13 protein-coding genes are annotated in these 19,800 nt (G+C 59.6%); 8 read left to right on the top strand and 5 right to left on the bottom strand.

Going from position 1 to position 19,800, the window contains the following annotated elements; translation table 11 throughout:
* Window positions 1-38: 38 nt before the first annotated feature.
* From KQI84_02150 to KQI84_02130, 5 genes are all read left to right on the top strand, one after another.
* Complete coding sequence (locus tag KQI84_02150) at window positions 39-2,675, top strand: S8 family serine peptidase (protein ID MCB2153662.1); 2,637 nt, start codon at window positions 39-41, stop codon at window positions 2,673-2,675.
* 119 nt (window positions 2,676-2,794) lie between these two features.
* Window positions 2,795-3,556, top strand: a complete 762-nt coding sequence (locus KQI84_02145) for a DNA-protecting protein DprA (protein ID MCB2153661.1) — start codon at window positions 2,795-2,797, stop codon at window positions 3,554-3,556.
* A gap of 3 nt (window positions 3,557-3,559) precedes the next feature.
* The gene (gene priA / locus KQI84_02140) at window positions 3,560-5,854 is read left to right on the top strand and encodes a primosomal protein N' (protein ID MCB2153660.1); all 2,295 of its coding nucleotides are present in this window, start codon (window positions 3,560-3,562) and stop codon (window positions 5,852-5,854) included.
* A 35-nt stretch (window positions 5,855-5,889) separates the two neighbouring features.
* Window positions 5,890-6,897: a DUF4230 domain-containing protein gene (locus tag KQI84_02135; GenBank protein ID MCB2153659.1), complete on the top strand. Its 1,008-nt coding sequence runs from the start codon at window positions 5,890-5,892 to the stop codon at window positions 6,895-6,897.
* Window positions 6,887-8,149 (top strand): hypothetical protein, encoded by a 1,263-nt coding sequence (locus KQI84_02130; GenBank protein ID MCB2153658.1) that lies wholly within the window; start codon window positions 6,887-6,889, stop codon window positions 8,147-8,149. The genes KQI84_02135 and KQI84_02130 overlap by 11 nt, the downstream gene beginning before the upstream one ends.
* Here the strand turns inward: KQI84_02130 and KQI84_02125 are convergent.
* Entirely contained in the window at window positions 8,088-8,762 is a 675-nt protein-coding gene (locus KQI84_02125) for a redox-sensing transcriptional repressor Rex (GenBank protein MCB2153657.1), read from the bottom strand. The two genes, KQI84_02130 and KQI84_02125, sit on opposite strands and share 62 nt — an antisense overlap.
* A 349-nt stretch (window positions 8,763-9,111) precedes the next feature.
* Here KQI84_02125 and KQI84_02120 point away from each other — a divergent pair, with 349 nt between their 5' ends.
* The 3 genes from KQI84_02120 (at window position 9,112) to secA (ending at window position 14,709) form a co-directional block, all read left to right on the top strand.
* On the top strand, window positions 9,112-10,194 hold the full coding sequence (locus KQI84_02120) for a tetratricopeptide repeat protein (protein ID MCB2153656.1): 1,083 nt from the start codon (window positions 9,112-9,114) through the stop codon (window positions 10,192-10,194).
* A gap of 298 nt (window positions 10,195-10,492) precedes the next feature.
* On the top strand, window positions 10,493-11,194 hold the full coding sequence (locus KQI84_02115) for an MGMT family protein (GenBank protein MCB2153655.1): 702 nt from the start codon (window positions 10,493-10,495) through the stop codon (window positions 11,192-11,194).
* Between the two features lie 98 nt (window positions 11,195-11,292).
* The gene (gene secA, locus KQI84_02110; protein ID MCB2153654.1) at window positions 11,293-14,709 is read left to right on the top strand and encodes a preprotein translocase subunit SecA; all 3,417 of its coding nucleotides are present in this window, start codon (window positions 11,293-11,295) and stop codon (window positions 14,707-14,709) included.
* Between the two features lie 81 nt (window positions 14,710-14,790).
* Here the strand turns inward: secA and lipB are convergent, their stop codons facing one another.
* The 4 genes from lipB to KQI84_02090 form a co-directional block, all read right to left on the bottom strand.
* Window positions 14,791-15,450 carry a lipoyl(octanoyl) transferase LipB gene (gene lipB, locus KQI84_02105; GenBank protein MCB2153653.1) on the bottom strand — a complete coding sequence of 220 codons (660 nt, stop codon included), beginning with the start codon at window positions 15,448-15,450 and terminating at the stop codon, window positions 14,791-14,793.
* A gap of 11 nt (window positions 15,451-15,461) precedes the next feature.
* On the bottom strand, window positions 15,462-17,072 hold the full coding sequence (locus KQI84_02100; protein ID MCB2153652.1) for a threonylcarbamoyl-AMP synthase: 1,611 nt from the start codon (window positions 17,070-17,072) through the stop codon (window positions 15,462-15,464).
* Between the two features lie 111 nt (window positions 17,073-17,183).
* On the bottom strand, window positions 17,184-17,858 hold the full coding sequence (locus KQI84_02095; GenBank protein ID MCB2153651.1) for a hypothetical protein: 675 nt from the start codon (window positions 17,856-17,858) through the stop codon (window positions 17,184-17,186).
* A 254-nt stretch (window positions 17,859-18,112) separates the two neighbouring features.
* The gene (locus KQI84_02090; GenBank protein ID MCB2153650.1) at window positions 18,113-19,699 is read right to left on the bottom strand and encodes a YihY/virulence factor BrkB family protein; all 1,587 of its coding nucleotides are present in this window, start codon (window positions 19,697-19,699) and stop codon (window positions 18,113-18,115) included.
* Window positions 19,700-19,800 lie beyond the last annotated feature (101 nt).

The following is a 19,800-nucleotide window of genomic DNA, read 5'->3' as shown; positions in this document are numbered from 1 at the left end:
ACCTTACAGGATACGACTCGAACAGAAGAGGCGCTCCAATGCATCGAATGTTGACCATAGCCGCTGTAGGCCTTCTGGCTGCCGGCACATCCACCGTCCTGGCGGACTCGATGACTCCCTATGGCGAGTCTCACGTGAACTGCGAAGCCCTGGCTCGGATGAGTCAAATGCCGGCTCATCCCGTCATTACGGATGACTTGTATTATCTGGTCAATCAATTGAATGCCAAAGGCAGTCGTGCGGCTCGGCAGGATTTCGCGCGCCGAGTCCAGCAGGGCGTGCCTCGCGATGTGATTCGTTTGAAGGGGCCGGAACAAAGCGAGATTCAGATCTACGTTCACCTTCGCACAAAGGCCGAACCGATCATCAAAGAACTGGAGAGCATGGGTCTGGAGGTGGAGGCGGTCTCTCCCGGCCGTCCCATCGTCCAGGGATACGCCGACCTGTCCGTGCTTGAGCTTCTTGCGGCGCACCCCGAAGTTCGCCAGATCTCTCTGCCAAACTACGGCACGGCAACCTCCGGTCCCATTGAATCCGAAGGCGATTCCCAGCAGGGCACCGTCTGGATTCGTAATCAGGAAAACGTCAATGGCGACGGCGTGATCGTCGGCGTTGTCTCGAATGGGCTCTACTGGGATGGAGAGGGGGCGGCCTGCGACTCCCTCTTCCACTATGACGACGAGCTTCCTCTCTCCCCGTGGGACAACTGCGGTCAGATCCCCACTAATGGTTGGTACGGCGGCATTCGCATCTTCCCCAATTCCTGGATCAGTCACGAAGTCGATCCCGACTTCAAGGATATGTCGATGAATCCGTTCCCTGAGGGGTCGGCAATCATGGAAGTCATTCATGATGTTGCCCCAGGGGCCACGATGATTTATGCAGATGGACGGACTGACGTCTACCTGGAGCTGGCGCGACTCTTCATGCAATACAACGACGCCGATATCGTCGTCGAGAACATGGTTTATGCCGGTGCGGGGCGCTACGATGGCTCCAGTTGGATCTCCAGATCCGCGACCGATATTGCTCGCAATACGAACACTCCGTTCATCATCAGCGCGGGCGGCTCCATGCTTCCGACGGAGGATACACCGACGGTTCAGGCCGATCGGTTGCCGATGGTTGTAACCGGTCTGTTCAATCCTGATCCGCGTGACAATCGGCAGAAAGTCCATTCGTGGAATCTTGAGATTGCAGAAGACCGCGACGAGGGCCTGAGCATTCGTTCTTCGTGTTTGAACGAGGAGTATGGCGAGTGCGGCCGCTTTGGTCCCATCATCGCCACGTTGGTGTGGGATGATTTCTGGAGCGACACGGCACCTCGGGCGGATGACGACCTCGATCTCTATCTGGTTCCTCGCGACTCTCTGAACATTGGCGAAGCAGTCGCCTCTTCCCGTCGTTTGCAGAATGGCGACGGCGCCAATCCGGTCGAGCGTCTGGTTTTCGAAGCAGTCGACGATACGCCCTACGCTCTTGTGATTCTCCGCAAGAACTCCCATAGTAACGCACGGACTTTCTTCACGCTCGTGATCGAATCGGGCATGGTAGAAGAACCGGCCTACCTGACGCATGGCGTGGCCTTGAACAATGCCGATGCGCTTCCTCCAGTTATCACGGTTGGGCACATCAATCAGGATGAGAAGCTCGGTCTTGGCATCATGCCGTCCCCCGATGGCCCCGGGCCGCTTCTGGAGAGCACTGGCAGATTCCTCACCTGGTTCAGCGGCCAGCGCTTCCTGGATATCGTGGGTTACAGCAGCGTCAGCACCGCATCCTCCGATTACTATACGCCGAATTATCGAGCGTTCGTTGGCCCCTCGGCCGCCGTTTCGCATATCGCCGGCTTCGCGGCACTCCTGCGCCAGCGCTATCCCGAGATGCCTCCGCAGCAGATGCGCCACATCTTCATGGATACCAGTGGCGTTGGGATTGGCGGAGTGACGGTCTTCCCGATGTCTGTTGATATCACTCCAGATGCCTACTTCAACCAGGACGGATCCGAGAAGTTCGAGAATGCTCCAACGTTCCTGAAGCCTGAACCGATCAACATCTACGCAAACCTGAGCGACGAATTGATCAGCGCCTACTCAAGCGTCCCGTCCGAGCGCAATGTACCTCTGGCCGAGCAGTCCGAGTCTGGTCTACTCACCACCGCTTGGACCTCCGGGCCGGGCGAGCCGCTCCTCGATCTGCAAGTGCCTGAGTTCCGCGTCAGCGAGATGGGCCTGGAATTGAAGCCTTCCGCCGGCAAGAGCTGGGGCTACTGGTACAGCCCGCTCCTGGAGGTGCAGACCGAATTTGAGGATCAGCCCCGCACGACCCTTCGGACGGACCGTCTGTATGTGGCCGAGGTTCGTGTCGGTACGGACGAGACCGATCCGACGGCCGTCCCCGACTTCCGTCTGCGTCTGACCACCGACACTGGCGAAGAGTCCGCCTCGCTCGTCGTGGCCGGCCTTTCTCCGGATTCCGAGCAGGCTCCGACGACGATTGGCGGAAAGACCTATCGACTCTACTATCGTCCCTCCAATGATGCGGTCGCCCAGCAGGGCGTACACCTTGCCTTCGAGGTCCTGAACATCGATCCGAGCGACAACCAGGATGCAACGATTGTGCTCCGTGATGTGAAGTTCAGCGAACTCTACACAGACGGGATCGGCGTGGAGTAACCCTCCCGCCGCCACTGCGAAGTTCAGAAAGGGCCCGCCGAACGCGGGCCTTTTCCTTTGAGCTTCACCGCTATCTTGACCAGGATTCGTCCGAGCAGCCACCCGGAGAGTAGCCCCTGATGGAAGTCTACATTGCCGACCAGGATACGCTTTCGTCGGACCAGTGGCGACTTCTGGCAGAGGCCCAATCCTCGGCCGGTCTCAAGGGGACTCTGTTCGCCGCCGGCAATCCGAAGCTGCTGACGCAGCCGCTTGTCGGGATTGCCGGCAGTCGGAGTGCGGAAGGCTGGGCTCTGACTGCTCTTGAGGCCCTTGCGGGAAACCTCGCACACGAGGGGCTCGCAGTCGTCAGTGGCGGGGCAAAGGGAACCGACATCGCCGCGCACCGCGGTGCGCTTCAGGCCGGCGGGTCGACGATTGTTGTGCTGCCCTGCGCGATCGAGGACATCTCCCTGGACTCATGGCGTCCCTCGATGGCGAATCTTTGGGACATGGAACGAACGCTTTTCCTCTCGCCTTTCCCGAAGGGTTTCCGCCCAACGCGCAGCAGCCCAATCATTCGCAACCGCCTGATCGCTTCCCTGGCTCACGTCGCCGTGGCGGGGCAGACGGGGCTGCAGGGAGGAACGAATCACTTCATCTCCGAGGTCCTGTCTTTGGGCACATCACTTCACTTCCTGAAGTCCGAGACCGACGATGGGGCGCTTGTCTCTGCGCTTGCTCAACTCGAACGGAGAGGCGCCCGTCCGTTCACTGCGGAAGCAACGCTCGATAGAGACCTCGCGCACATGATTGCAATCGAGGCACGGGGCCAGATTGAGGAACGCAATCGCGCCCGCGCTCTGCCCGGCGATTTGTTTGACGGGATCGGGGGACACTGATCGATGACCGCATCCCCTGAATTTGTCGACGTTGCAGTCAATCGGCCGCTTGATCCGCTTACTTATCGGGTGCCGGAAGAACTTCGCGATGAGATTTCGCCCGGCTGGCTGGTCGAGGTTCCGCTCGGGACAAAGAATGCGATTGGCTGTGTTGTTTCAGTACGCTCTGAAACCGATGGTCTTGATGCCAGCGCCATCAAGGCTATCATTCGTCGTGCCTCGCCTGAGTATCTCATCGATACTTCACTGATGAAGCTCGCTCGCTTCATTGCGGATTACTACTTCTGCTCCTACGGGGAAGCGCTGGCGGCTGCTTCCATTGTTGGCTTCCACCATGTTGCCAGTTCCTCGTTGCCAGTCTTCCGCCTGCGCGAGGACTGGCGCGCGCATGCTGGTGCTCTGACGAAACGTCAGCTCCAGGTTTGCGAGTCGCTGGATGAGCAGAGTCGGCCGATAGAAACGAAGTCATCCCTCGCGCGATTGGCCGGTTCGACGCCTCCGACGATTGCGAAACTGGAGCAAGCTGGTCTGCTGATTTCCGCCACTCCGAGCATTCCCGAACCCGATCGTAAATTGCCCGAGCCAGACTCGGATCATGTGCTGATCCCAGGCCAGCAGGAGGCCTTCGCCGAAATCTGCCGTTCGCTCGACAAGCAGGAGTTCCGAACGTATCTGCTGCATGGAATCACCGGCAGCGGCAAGACAGAGATTTACCTGCAGGCAATGGCCCGCGTCCTCGATCGCGGCCAATCGGCGCTTTGCCTCGTACCGGAGATTTCGCTGACGCCGCAGACTGTTCATCGATTCGAGAGCCGCTTCCGCACAGAGATCGGCGTGTTCCACAGCCAGATGACGCGCCGCGATAAACTCTTCCTCTATCGAAAAATCGAATCCGGCCGCGTCCGAATTGTGATCGGAGCGCGCTCGGCGATCTTTGCCCCGCTGCCGAACCTCGGCCTCATCGTGGTCGATGAAGAACACGATGGCAGCTACAAGCAGGGGGAAGTGCCGCGCTATCATGCGCGCGACATTGCTATCGTGCGCGGACAACGTCTTGGTATCCCGGTCGTTTTGGGCAGCGCCACGCCGAGCATGGAGTCCTACCAGAATGCCGCCATGGACAAGTACCGGCTGCTGCATCTGCCGGATCGTGCATCGGGTATGGAATTGCCGCCGGTGCGCATTGTTGACCTTGCTCGTGAAGTTGCAGAAGGCCGCGGTGCGGGCAATTTCTCCAACGAGTTGATCGAGGCCATTCGTACACGCCTTGAGCGCGGCGAACAAAGCCTCCTCTTTCTCAATCGGCGCGGATTCTCGAATTTCCTGTTCTGTCCGTCATGTAAGTGGGTCGCACGCTGCGAGCAGGATGACGTCTCATTGACCGTCCATAAGCCACGAGACTCTCGGGCCAAGAAGTCAGATACGGCCAGCGCATTAGATCTCTTTGAGAAACCAATCGCGGAGACTTCCGCCTACCTTCGCTGTCACTTCTGCGGCGAGCGACACAACGCGCCATCCGCGTGCCCCGAATGTGGCAACGAGGATCTGATGACCGTTGGATCGGGGACGCAGCGCATCGAAGAGGAAATCTCGGAGATTTTCCCCGATGCAAACCTTCTCCGACTCGACTACGATACCGCCGGCGGGCGAGAGGGTTTCCTTCGCGCGTGGAAGAAGATGACCTCCGGCGAGGCGGATATCATTCTCGGCACGCAAATGGTTGCGAAGGGACATCATCTCGAGCGGGTCACGCTGGTCGGAGTGATCCTCGCGGACGTCGGGCTCTTCATCCCGGACTTCCGCGCGGAGGAACGCACCTTCACGCTTCTGACCCAGGTAGCTGGCCGAGCAGGGCGTGCCACGAAGGGCGAGGTGATCTTCCAGACCTACATGCCGAATCACACGGCAATCCGCTTTGCGATGGCGCACGACTATGAGGGTTTCTTTGCAGAGGAACTGCGCCGCCGTCGCCAGTTGGGATTCCCGCCGAGCGGTCGCCTCATTGCGCTGACATTCAGCGATCCCGATCGCGAAAAATCCTACAAGGCCTCGCGCATGCTGGCTGGAATTCTCTGGCGTCAGCGCCAGCAGTGGGGGACACGCGACCTGGGTATCACAGGGCCGACCATCGCGCCCCTTGCCCGCCTGGGCGGGCGTTTTCGGTATCGCATTCTACTGATCGGGAAGTCGCCCAAGACCCTCTCAAAGTTCCTGCATGCCGCGCTGGCCGATCGCGAATTCAAGATGCCATCCGGCGTTCGACTCGCCATCGACGTTGATCCGGTCGACCTGCTGTAGTTCACTTGTAGAAACCGGCGGAGATAATCCCCTCGATGCTCGCTCTGAACACTCCAGTCCTGCTCCTCGCCACCACGGCCAATTCCGCTCCGGCATGGAATGCCTCACGCGCGTTGACGTACAGCATCGGCTTCCTTGTCCTGGGTCTCCTGCTGGGCATCGTGGCTGTCTTGCTCTTCCTGTACCTGACCGGAAGGCTCGTTGGCAAATCGGTCGAGAAGGGCATCGGCACAACCGGCGATGTTTCCCAATCGGCGATTGAGACGACCGGCAAGGTTGTCACTGCAACTGTGGAAACTGTCGGCGATGTTGCGGAGAAAGTAACTGAAGCCGTCTCCGAAGGCGTCTCCGCGTTCGGACACGCGATCTCAGAATTCGTGAAGACGCGCGACTCGGAAGTTCTGTACGCCGCAATTGCCGAGATGAAACCGACGCTCGAGATGACGACCTTCAAAATGCGGTCGATCGTCTATCACAAGCTGGAGCGAAAGAAGGCGCTGCGCGGTCGCAGTGTTCTCATCCAGGTTATGCCCGTGCAGGCGAGCTACGGCTACGACCTGAATGGACTCAATGCAGAGGACATTCGCTTCGACGCCGAGGCAAATCGCCTGACCATCGTGCTGCCGCCTCTGCGCGTTCTCGCCTTGGAAAAGGGGGACGCAAAGGAGATCTTCTCGACCTTTGCAGTCTTTGGCGGCGAGCCCAGCCATGAACTGCTTCGCGAATCGCAGCGCTCTCTCGACGAGCGCATGCGCCAGTTCGCCCGCTCGGCCGAGTCGCTCTCAATGGCGGAGGAACTCTCGCGCTCATCCTTCATGCAACTGATCGAGATGATGTTTATCGCCGTGCCGGAGGAAGCCCGTCCGCGCCAGATCGAACTGCTGGCGCGACCGCGTGAGGAGTATTCGATCGAGTTGCCAAAGCCCCTGCAGTTGGAGGCGCATCACGAACCTGACGACGACTTCTCCAGTCAGGTTGATGTTGAAGTGGATGACGAGCCCGTGGAGTTCGATGAGGTGGATGGGGAAATCGATGAGCGATGAGACTGGCAAGCAGGATCCTCTCTTCCAGCGCCGAATGCGAGCTTTGCGCGATCGCCTGATGGGCATTCGGCCAGGCTTCGCCGACGAACGTCGCGTCATTGACGTGGCACGCGATTCAGAGACCCGTTCCATCATCAATTGGGTTCTGCCGGGGCTCTGCGTTCTCCTGTTCCTCATCCTTCTCATCTGGCACAAGCTCGCCTATCGACCGACGCCTGGTGCAGGGATGCCGATGATGATGCTTCGGATTTTCATCTTCGACTATTTGATCTTTCTTCTGGGCGGGCTCTCGGGCTGGAACATGGCGAGAAGGTGGCGGGGGAGTGCCAGCACGGTGGAAGAACTCAGCCTCACTTCTCTGAATCCCGCAGTCATCGGCCATCTCTTCATGGCCGGCCTGCTGTCTGTTTGGATCTGGCTGATGGTCGTTCTGCTGGCTGTCGACATGTTCATGCCGGTGATATTCGTGAAGGAAGTGGCGGAGGGTGGCGCAACGACCTCTGTGTTCATCCTGCCATTCGTGATTCTAGTTCCGATCATCCTGACCTGGTTTCACTACGAGTCTGTTCATCTGGCGCACTGGATGTTCGCGGTTCACTCGTTACCGCGAATCTCCTTGCTGAATGCCGCTGTCTCGAACTTCGTTCTCACTGTTCTCATCGTTGCTTTACTTTCCGGTGCGGGCAGCTTCATCACCATGTTCTGTGCGATCTTCGTGGGACTGCTTCTCTCGGCGACGTCGATGAATTCCGGCAGTGCGGATTTCTGGATCGGTTCCTACACTGCCTGGGCAATCGGGTGTATTCCCGGCGCGATCCTGGTTGCCTGGTTGAAGCGCCAGATCGGTCGCAGCTACGAGACGCGTTTCATGAAGAGCTGGCTGCTCTTTCAGTGGTGGGGTGCCGGTGAATCGCGCCAGCCCGCTCGTTATCCCGCGAGCTACATGATGCACACGGGATATTGGATCGCTTACTATCGGATGTTTGAGGAGGAAAACGCCGACATGCCGGGTCGTCGGCGTGTTTGGACACGGCGGTACTATCAGATCAAGGAAGCTCTGGAACGCCGCAGCCTGGCACAGCGAAAGCCCGTTGCAGGCGCTACAACTTCGGAACCACGCAACCTGCCCCGGTACGATCCTGTGCCGTTGAAGGATTGGCCGATGGTCGATACGACCGACGCCCAGCGGACTACTTCAGATAATAGGAGAGAGACTCAATCTCAATGGCCAGATCCACGTAGTGGACCTTGACGTAGTCTGGAACTTGCAGGCGCATCGGAACGAAGTTCAGAATAGCTTTGATGCCCGCGTTGACGATTCGGTTCGTCAAGCCCTGGGCGCTTTCGGCCGGAACGGTCAGGATCACAAGGTCGATCTCATATTCGTCCAACCGCTGCTCCAACTCGTCGGTAGAATGAACCGGAACGCGGCTTTCTCCGGACAGCTTCTCGGGAGCCACGTCGAACGCGCACGTGATCAGGAAGCCTTGGCGCCCGAAACCGCCGTACGCCATCAGCGCGGTGCCGAGGTGACCGACACCGATCAGTGCCACCCGGATTTCGCGGTTCGTGCCGAGGATCGCCTTGATCTTCTCCCGCAGTTCACCAACCGGATACCCGAAACCCGGGACGCCGAATTGGCCGAAGTACGCGAGATCCTTCCTCACCTGGGCGGAGTTGAGCCCCAGCATCTCGCCGAGCTCGGTCGAGCTGACCTTCTCCACCTTGTCGCGTTCGAGCGTCTGTAGGGCGCGCGAGTAGAGGGACAGCCGCTTGATCACGGCTTTCGGGATTTTCCGTTCCGAAGAGCTGGAATCACCGGTTCCAGCCTCCTTCGAGGAGGGAAGTTTCTTGGGGGCTGCCATGGTATCGTCCTGGCGCAAGATCGTGAAACTGTTCACAATCTCGCCTTCCAACGCAAGGAGAGATTGGACCGACTATTTTCGCTATCGCCGGCATCGGACGCAAGAATCGGGAGAAGTCGCAACGCAGCCTCTCCGCCACGTGAACCAAGCCAGCGATCTGGATGTCTGTCCTCGGGGGGCTTACGGTGATTCGCCCACAGAAGTTCTGGCTGCTCGCGAACTCAGATTCTTCTTGATGCTCTTGCCCTGTGGGTCGCGAATCGACCACAGCGTGTTGGCCTGTTCCCGTTGAGAGTTGCTCATGTTCGCCCTGGTCAGGAAAAAGAAGAAGCCAAGAAGTCTCGCCGACATGAGTCCGGTCGAGCGAATGGCGCTGCGCGCCGAGCAGGCGTTGGAAGACAGCGACCCGGAGGCCGCCATCGAGTACTATCAGGCGGCCCTCGAAATCTCCCCCATGAATCGCGATTTGCGCGAGGGGCTTTCGGAAGCCCTCGTCATGCGTGCGGAACTCGCCGCTTCCGTCGGTCGGACGGGCAGTTCCTGGCGCGATCCGGTGCCGATGCGCGAGAGGCCGCCTGCATCACCGCCTCGCAAGCCGAAGCGCCCAAGACCTCGCCCTCGGCCGCTGGACGAGGACAAGCCAAAGGGCTTTGAACTCCTGGATATCGAGGAGCAGGAAGAGGCGCAGCCGCCAGAGCCAGTCGCACCGCGCCGCCGCCGGAAACCGCGCCCGGAGCCCCCTCGTCGTTCGCCCCGATCTCGACGCTTCAACTCGCGGGCACTGACGATGTCTTTGATTTATGCCGCCGGCCTTCTGATCATCGCCGGGGTGCTGCACGGCATGATCACCGGCTGGATGATCCCGAGCTCTTTGCCGGAAATCCCGGAGGAGAAGCCGCTTCCGGCTGCACTGACCACCGGGCTCGACGAGGCCAGCGAACTCCTCTATGCCTCGAAGCCTGGGGAGGCGCTGGATGCGCTACGTCTGCTAAAGCTCGATTTCCCCCAGCACGCCGCCGCTATTTCGGCAGCTATGGTCCAGGCTCATCGCTCGATGGGGGCGCGTCTGCTTGACGAGCGGGAGTACGATAAGGCCGCGGATGCCTACAAGGCAGCCACGGAACTGGATGAGCAGGATGCCTCAAACTGGATCGATCTGGCTCGGACTTATCGCGAACACGGCCGCACCGTGCAGAGCCGCAGTTCCTCGAAGGGCCGCCAGTACCTTCAGGACGCGATCACGGCCTATCAGAAGGCTCTGGAGGTCTCGCCCAATGATCCGGCGGCGCTGTTCGGCCTTGCCCAGGTTCATGCCTTCCTGAACGACCGCTCTCATGCCGTCGAATTCTACGAGAAAGTCATCTCCACGGCCCAGGACAGCCCCGAGGCGAAGATGGCTCGCCAGAACCTGGCACAATTGACAGGACGTTGATTTCGCTCACCTTCCCTTGACAGCCCGGTGCCGCGCACGTTTGCTCGGCAACGATGAAAAAGAACGCTGCCACAACCTTCGCGTTTTCTCGCCGATCCACTCCGCGGCCCCTGGTCGTGGCGATGGTTATTCCGTTGGCAGCGAGCTGTGTGCTGGCGGCGCCTCCGGAATCGGTGCGCGAGCAGCTTCTGACTCAAACCGTGCGGATTCAGCAGGTTGTGGGCGCGCTGGAGCGCACCCGCCGACCCAATGAGATCGCCTTCTTTGAAGGTAGCCTGCACGATCCTCCTCACCAGACATGGTCGGAGTCCCAGCGCCAGGATCAGGACGATACGGCTGCGGCGCATGCCGCGACTCCCACACCGATCCATTTTGCACGTCCGACTCAGGGGAGTCCCTGGGGAGGATCTTTGCCTCACAAAGCTTTCCCACCGTCGACTGCGGTGCGTGGACCCCCCGCGATTGGAGACATATCGTGAAGGCAACGTGGAGCCAATTTCAGACCTCGTATGGTGCGGGGGCGGTGATCTGCAAAGACGATCGGATCGCATATGTCTTTCTTCCTCATCCGAAGAAGGCCATTGCGAAGCGAGTTGCAGCCCATTCGCCAGGAGCCGAGGAGCGCAAGTCTGGCAAGTCGCCAGCCGTGCGCGCCGCCGCCCATCTGGGCAAGGTCCTGGCGGGCAAAGCCGACGCCGGCGAATTGCTTGGGGATATCGAGTGGCCGAAAGGAACAGCTTTTCAATTGGCTGTTCTCCGGGCCTGCTCGAAAATTCCCCGCGGCAAAGTGCTGAGCTACGGTGAACTCGCTCGCAAAGCGGGGTATCCCGGATGCGCACGAGCCGCCGGCACCGTGATGGCCACGAATCCGCTCTCTCTCGTGATTCCATGCCACCGTGTTGTGCGCTCGGATGGATCCGTCGGCCAGTATGGCGGCGGCCCGGAGATGAAGCGTCGGCTCCTGGAGCAGGAAGGCGCCCGCGGACCGTCTCGGGCCTGAGTCCTTTTCCCGCACACGAATTGCCTTCCACTGGTCGACCTGACCAGCCCCTTTGCATTTAAGCCAGCAGCAATCGACGTAACGGAGTCAGAACGAATATGATTAAGTCCCTGATGAAAGTCCTGCTTGGAGACAAGCAGGCCCGAGACATGAAACGGCTGATGCCGATGACGGTCGAGATCAACGAGGTCTTTGCCGAGTACGAGCAGATCTCAGACGAAGATCTCAGCCTGAAGACTGCGGAGTTCCGCCGTCTCTTGAAGGCCGTCCCACGCGTTTCTCGCGTTGGTGACGCCGTGATCAATCACGAAGCGGCGGAAGGATTCCTGGAGCGCCACCCGGACATCGCGGCCGCCACGTTCCTGGGCACACGCCGCGACTTCCACTCTGGCGACCTGATCGCCTTTGTGATTGTGAACGAAGGCGTTGAGAAGACCGGCGACCTGGCTTCGCAGATTCGCGAAGGCATGGGACGCATGAGCGCCGAGCACAAGCCGAAGAGCGTGATCTTCCTGGACGAATTCCCGAAGAACGCAGAAGGAAAAGATCGCGATTTCCACCTGATGATGCGCTCGATCGAGGAACTCGATTTCGAACCCTGGGAGGATCTCTCGTGGGGCGATGTCCGCAATCAGTTGGATGAGAAGAAGGACGATGAGACGCTGAGTCTGGACGAGATTCTACCCGAGGCCTTTGCCGCGGTGAAGGAAGCCTGTCGCCGCCACATCGGCAAGAAGTGGATGGCCGGTGGAGCGGAGATCGAGTGGAACATGGTTCCCTTCGATGTTCAGCTCGCCGGCGGCATCTCGCTGCATGAGGGCAACATCTCCGAAATGGCAACCGGTGAAGGCAAGACGCTCGTCGCCATTCTTCCGCTCTACATCAACGCCCTCACAGCCCGTGGCGCTCACCTGGTCACGGTGAACGACTACCTGTCCAAGCGCGATAGCGAGTGGATGACGCCGATCTTCAATTTCCTCGGCATGTCCGTCGGCTGTATCGACAAGTCCGAACCGCACACGCCGGAACGCCGCCACGCCTATCGCTGCGACATTACTTACGGAACGAACAACGAATTCGGTTTCGACTATCTGCGCGACAACATGGCATTGGACAAAGCCCAACTCGTGCAGCGTCCACACCACTACTGCATCATCGACGAGGTCGACTCGGTCCTGATCGACGAAGCGCGTACGCCGCTCATCATCGCCGGCCCGGTCGATCGTTCAACCCACCAGTACGACAAGCTTCTGCCAATGGTTCGCGAGTTGGTCAACAAGCAGCAGATGCTGGTCGGTCGCCTGGCGAAGGAAGCCCAGGACTTGCTCGAGGAAGATCCCGACAGTTGGGAAGGCGGCTACAAGCTGCTTCTCTGCGGCAAGGGCATGCCGAAGCATAACCGCTACATGAAGCTACGCGAAGATCCGCACAATAACAAGCTGCAAGACAAGATTGAGAACCAGCTCATGCTCGAGAAGAAGATGCGCGAGCTTGAGAAGGAACTCTACTTCATGGTGGAGGAGAAGAACCGCCAGCTCGAGCTGACCGAAAAGGGGCGCATGACGCTCTCTCCGCAGGATCCGGACTACTTCGTTCTTCCGGACTTGCTCGACGAGTTTGCAAAGGTCGAGCAGAATGAATCGCTGACCAAGGAAGACCGCGAAGCGGAGAAGCTCGAGATTCGCAAAAAGCATGACGAGAAGTCCGAGGAACTGCACTCGATCAGCCAGTTGTTGCATGCCTTCGCGTTGAAGAATCGCGACGTGGACTACGTGATCGAAGAAGGCAAGATCGTCATCGTCGACGAGTACACCGGCCGCAAGATGCCCGGTCGTCGTTGGAGCGACGGCCTGCACGCCGCCGTTGAAGCGAAGGAAGGCGTGACGATCGAGAAGGAAACGCAGACTCTCGCAACGATCACGATCCAGAACTACTTCCGCCTGTACGAGAAGCTGTCCGGTATGACTGGTACGGCCGAGACGGAAGCGAGCGAGTTCGCACACACATACAGCATGGACGTTGTTGTCATCCCATCCAACGTGCCGACGGCGCGCCAGGATCTCGACGACATCATCTACAAGACAAAGCGCGAGAAGTATAAGGCGGTGATTGACGAGATCGAACGCCTTCATGGGCTGAATCTGCCGATTCTTGTCGGCACGACCTCTGTCGCCGTCTCCGAAACCGTGTCGCGCATGTTGAGAGCAAAACGACTGAGCCATGCCGTTTTGAACGCGAAGAACCACCAGCGAGAAGCCGAGATCGTCGCAAACGCCGGCAAGCCCGGTTCGATCACGATCGCTACGAACATGGCCGGTCGTGGTACGGACATTAAGCTCGGCGAAGGCGTTCGCGATTCGCGCGATACCGACGATGACGAATGGCCCGGCGGCCTTCAGATCATCGGCACGGAGCGTCACGAATCCCGTCGTATCGACCGCCAGTTGCGTGGTCGTGCCGGCCGACAGGGCGATCCGGGCACCAGCCGCTTCTTCGTCAGTCTCGAGGACGACCTGATGCGTTGGTTCGGCAGCGAGAAACTCTCCACCTGGATGGGGCGACTGGGCATGGGCGAAGGCGAACCCATCTTCCACCCGATGGTCACGAAGGCAATCGGACGCGCGCAGAAGAAGGTCGAAGGCATCAACCAGGAACGTCGCAAGAAGACGCTCGAGTACGACGACGTCATGAACAAGCAGCGCGAGACGATCTACAAGTTGCGCCGCGAACTGCTCGTTGAGCCCGAACTGCGCGAGGTCATGCTGGACGTTTTTGCCGATGCGATCGAAGGTGTGTTCTCAGCCGACTACGGTCAGCCTGCGAACATGTCCACGTGGGACACAGAAGGCTTCTTCGATTACATCAGCCGCGTGCTCTTCATGATGGACGTCGGCGAATTGCGCGATCGGAAGTACACGACGTTCGAGCAACTTCTGGAAGCCGTGATGGAGTTCGTCGTTGAAGCATACGAGCAGAAGGGCGAAATGCTCGGCGCCGAGATGACGAACTCTCTGTCGCGCTATATCTCCCTGCGAACGATCGATGCGGAGTGGCAGGATCACTTACTGGCCATCGATAGCCTTCGCGAAGGCGTCGGCCTGCGTGGCTACGGCCAGCGCGATCCGCTGATCGAGTTTACGAAGGACGCCACGGATATGTTCAGCGACATGCTGCTGGCCGTGCACCGCGAGATCTTCGATCGCTTCTTCCGCTTCCAGGTGGTGACACCGGAAGAGCAGGAGCGTCGGCGCGTGAAGCAGATGAGCTATCAGAAGGCCGAAGCCGGTTCTGCTGCGCCTCAGGCTGCACCCGCAGAGCAGCAGCAGGCTCCGGCACGTCCCCGACGCCCGCAGACGGGCCTTTCGACCTATCGTCGGAACACGCCGAAGGTACGCCGCAACGATCCCTGTCCGTGCGGAAGCGGCAAGAAGTTCAAAGACTGCTGCGGCGCTGCCGGACGTCACGAGAGCCGCAGCCACATGGTTGCCCCGCAGGAACCGCCGCCGGAAGAATGAGCGGCAACTACAGAGACACAAAAGGGGCGCCCGCAAAGGCGCCCCGTTTTCTTTTCTGGGACCGCCGGCGTCCTCGCCGGCTTACTCCAAGGATCCGTCTATCAACTCCAGCCCTAACTCCTTCGCCAGGCACGCCTTCATCGCGGGTTTGACGTCCTCGAGCGTAGGAGCATCATCACCGAGGAGTTTGCCGAGCGAGGTCACCCCGCGATCGCGGATGCCGCAGGGGACGATCATGCCGAAGTGGTTGAGATCCGTCCTGACGTTCAGAGCCAGGCCATGCAGTGTCCACCACCGCCGAACGCGGATGCCCATGGCGCAGATCTTTTCCTTACCCACCCAAACGCCCGTGCGGTCCTTCACGCGGCCAGCCTTGATATCAAGCGTCGCGAGATACTGAATCACGGCCTCTTCGAGAGCGCGCATGTATTCGTGGAGACCCAGCTTGATGTCCTGCAAGTTGACGAGAGGATAGGCGACGAGCTGCCCCGGACCATGGTAGGTCACTTGTCCGCCGCGGTCGGTTTCCGTCACGGCGATACCTCGCGCCTGGAGAACCGCCGTTGGCGCGACGACATCCGCCGACTCGCCGCGACGACCAATTGTGATCGTCGGCGGGTGCTCCACAAACAGAAGCATCGGCTCGCGATTGCCTGCGATTTGTTCTTCCTGAAGTGTGCGCTGCAAGTCCCAGGCGCGTTGGTATTCCATCCTGCCCAGATCGACAAAAGTTGCCTGCATTTTTCTTCCGATTAGTCTTTGAGTTTATCCCCGAGGAGATCCCTCAGCGTCGCGCGGCTGATGCCACCTTCGCGCAAGATCTCGAAACGATCCCCCATGACGCTGAGCACGGTCGAGGCACCGGCCGAAGCCGCGCACTCGCCGCCATCCAGTACGCAATCTACGAGCCCGTTGAAGTTCTCCACGACAGGTTCTGCACTGGTCATCGGTTCGGAGTTCGCCACGGTTGCATTCCGCATCGCGACCGGCCGGCCTACGCGGGAAATGACTTCAAGGCACACGCGATCGTTGGGCACGCGAATGCCGACGCGGTCGGAGGCAGAGACGCCCGTTAGCACGCCAGGGGCCTTTGGCAGGATCACCGTCAATGCACCCGGCCAGCAAGCCTCAAGGACTGGCTCGAGGGCCGGCGGAATCTCTCGGACGAGCCGCTCCAGCATATCCGGATGATGGATCAGCACGCCCAAGGTTCGCTGGCGCTCCTGGCCCTTGAGGGCAAACAAAAGCTCCAACGCGTCCTTGTTCGTTGCATCCGCAGCCAGCCCGTAGACCGTGTCCGTTGGCAGCGCGAGGACACCGCCCTCGAGCAGAACCATCATGGCATGCTCGAGAATGTCGACGTCTGGTTCGTTCCGGTTGATCTTGAAAATCTTTGTCTCAACGTGCCGTTCTTCCGGCGCCTCCTCGACGGGTTCTGGTTCGGGCGGCGCTTCGTCGGAAGCGACTGGAATCGGGACGTGCTCCGCGGGCGGAAGCAGCGGCGTCGGAGTTTCTGTTTCGGCATCCGAAGAGTCGCTGTCTTCCTTTGTGTCCAGGTCATGTACCGAGGATGCGACGGCGGGGGGGCGCTTATCCCCGAGCAATTGTTGAATGCTCACCGGGCGCGCCTCACGACGGCCCGTCCCCGGTTCCTGCGGGATTGGTGTTGAAACCAGGTCTTGAGCCCCCACGCCCGTGGGGCGTTCCACGAAAACAGCACCCGGCCGAATGCGAACCGAATCCTCGGGAGGTTCTGGCGTCACGGCCTCGCTGCTCGCACTTCCATCGCCTTCGGAATCGGTATCGCTGTCGCTACCGCTGAGCGCAGCGTTCTTCACCGGCGCCGTGCGATCCGGCAAACAGAGGTCCGGATACTCGCTGCGCAGCTCCTTCTGGATCGCATCGAGTCGTTGGACGCTCGCCATTCGGCGGTGGGCGAGAACCATCCGGAATTGGGGGTACTTCAGCGCAAGAATCTGGGCGGCAAGGATCGCCGCATTCTCCGAGTTATTGATGCCCACGGTCGCAACAGGAACGCCCGGAGGTGTCTGCACCATGGAATACAGCGCGTCCTGTCCGCGCAGCGGCGAGGCATCGATCGGCACACCGATGACTGGGAGGTTCGTGTAGGATGCGATGTGATTTGCGATCAGCGAAGATCCGCCACCGGCCGCGATCAGGACTTCGATGCCCTTCTCGCCGGCGCCGCGCGCGAAGTCCGCCAGCCTCTCCGGCCCGCGGTGCGGAGCAATCACCTCGAAAACGTATGGAACGCCCATGACGCGCAGGGTCTCAAGGCCCCGGCGCATCACGTTGAAGTCGGCCCGGCTGCCGATCACGACTCCCACCAGTGCACGTTGCATGAGGGCTTTTTCTCCCGATGATTTCAAGGCAATGTTAGAGCCTGATCGTGCCGCGGACCAAGTGGAATATCCTCAGAACGAGCCCCCGCCGCGGCTCACTCAAAATTGGCCCTACCGATTCCTCTTGGGAGGATTCAGCGGCGCGATGATCTGGCCGATCTGGATTTTCTTGCCCATCATATCCTGGAACTGCCAGCGATCGTCCTTCTCCACCATGCTGAAGGAGGCCTGCCCAAGGCCCGCTCTGACCTCGACCTGGGCGGTTCCGTTGTCTTCATCGTTGTAGACAGAGATGACTTTCACAACGCCGCCAAGCGGTGGTTGTGTGAGCAGGAACTTCATCGCTTCCGAGCGCTTCTTCGTATCCGGCCAATCCATGAATTCCTCAGGCTTGTCCTGGTTCATTATGAACGCGAGTTTGTCGACGTTCTCGTTGAACCACAGCCGTGAAGGACCATCGAAGAAATTGAGCCATGTACTGACGCCATCCTGCGACGGCATACGGCCGGCCGGCGGTACGTACATTTGTACCGTTTCCGTGTAGGTCATGATCGTCGCATCGGGCGTGCGGACCTCAGCCGGCGCCTTGTCGCCGAGGAAGATGAAGTACAGGGCAATGACCGCCGCGGCGATGGGGACCACCCACATCAGGATAGACTTCAGCCCGACTGCCGTTGATTTCGCAACCTGTGCCACCGTCTCGGTCTTCGACGGCGGGTCGGGTTGTCCCTTTTTGGGGACAGTTGTAGCCGATCGGCCAAATCCCGTGGCTGGATCGCGCGGCACGCTCGTCTTCGAGCGCCCGGCACCTGTTGCCGGATCTCTGGGAACAGCGGTCTTCGACCGACCGGCTCCCGTGGCCGGATCCCGCGACACGCGAGGGCCCTCGCCGGAGGGTTGTGATCCCTGAATCATCTCAATTTCCCCTTTACGACTCCGGAATAGCGATTCGACACATCTCAATCATCCGTCTGGAACCGCCTGTCGTCAACTCAACTCACAGGGACAGGCGTTGATGACGGGATTCTGGGCGAGTCACATTATTCGTCATCCCCAATAATGGGCTGGGGAGAGTCATCCGCGCCGAACTCGATCAGCAATTCATCAAGTGTCCGATCCGCCCCGAAGCTCTTCAGATGCCTGTCCAATGCCTTCAAGGTCCCTCCCACGGGGGAGAGAGTCCCGCTGCTGTCCTGCAGGGCAGACAGCATTGACGGATCACCGCCGAGGACAAGCAACTGGCCCAGTTGAATTCGGTTCGGCGGGCGCGAAGGCACGTAGCGTTCGAGCTTCGTGCGGGCCAGCAGCTTCTTGCGCTCAAGGTACTGGATGAACTGATTCGCCTCTCGGAAGTCAACACCGAGGCGCTCGACCAGGTCGGCGCTCGTCACACCACCCTCACCGCTCGAGTAAGAGTCGGCCGCCACCAGCATCGCCCCGACAAGCAGTCGGCTATCGAGATTCGAATGATCCCGCCGACGAAAGTAGACTTCGTGCAATTGGCGAAAGTTCTGGCTAACGAACGTCAGCATGTTGCCAAGCAGGAAGACGATCCAGGTGAAGTAGATCCAGATCAGGAAGATCGGTACGGCACCCAGCGACTTGATGAGTTCCCGGCGCGTGGCGGACATCCAGACATAGAAGAAGAACGCAACCTTCGCGCACTCCCACAGAATGCCCGCCGTGAATCCGCCGATCAGCGCATACTTGAATCGCACTCGAGTTGGAGGCACCAGCGTGTACGCCAATGCCAGGAAGAGACTGTTCAGCAGGGGAGGGAAGAGGCTCAACAGCATGCTGGCCACGCGGCTGCTCGGCTCGCCGTCGCCGCCATTTGAGCCGGATTGCGTTGCAGCCACCGTTGTCGTTGGGACGTCATTGGGTACCGTCGCCTGAAGTTCCTTCTCTGTGGGTCGGTGCTTCAGGCCACGGATCTCCGTCATTTCGACAGCAGCATCCTCCGGTTTCGTATCGGACAAATAGCCCACAACAAAGGAAGATACCGTCACCGATATACCCACGAATAGCGGCACAAGGACAATCAAGGTGGTGAAGCCTGTGATCGTTCTGCCAAAGGTGGGTCTTATGTCTAGCTCCCACGCCGCCTCGAAAGCCGACTCGATGGATTTGTACATCAGGATAGCCGCGATGAGAACACCGACAAAACCCATCACACCGACGCGGCCGGCGCTCTTTCGATAGGTCTCAGACATCTGGCGGATATCTGTAACGATCGTCGAGATTTCCTCTTCCCGCTCGTCCTGCACCTTGATCTCAGCAGTCGTCAGGATTCCCGCGTCCGTCGGCGGCAGCAGTCGCTGCTCGATGAAGGAGACCAACTGCTCCTCCTGCTCGGGCGTGTAGAACACCGAGGCCAGCGACGTAATCATCACAAGCAGGGGGAACAGCGACAGAATCGTCGTGTAGGTCAACGATGCTGCGCGTTGGAACATGTACTCGGTCGTCATCTCCTTCCACAGGATGATGAAGAACCGCGAAATGCGTATGATGGTGCGATGGATGAAGCTATTCGATTCGCGCGGATCCATGCGAATGATATCCTTGCGGAGCTGTTTCGCCCGCCGGATCGCCTCATCGGTGTACTTGGTTGATTTCTTATCGGACAACGGGATCAGGCCTCGTCGTAATCGAAGTCGCAGCACATAACGCCTGATGATCCTGGATGCAGGGGTGGGTGCGCAAGCGGGAGGTTGCCTTTTCCCTGCCT

The sequence above is a fragment of the bacterium genome (genome assembly GCA_020444065.1).
GTDB lineage: Bacteria > Sumerlaeota > Sumerlaeia > SLMS01 > JAHLLQ01 > JAHLLQ01.
This window is presented reverse-complemented; position numbering and strand designations above follow the sequence as displayed.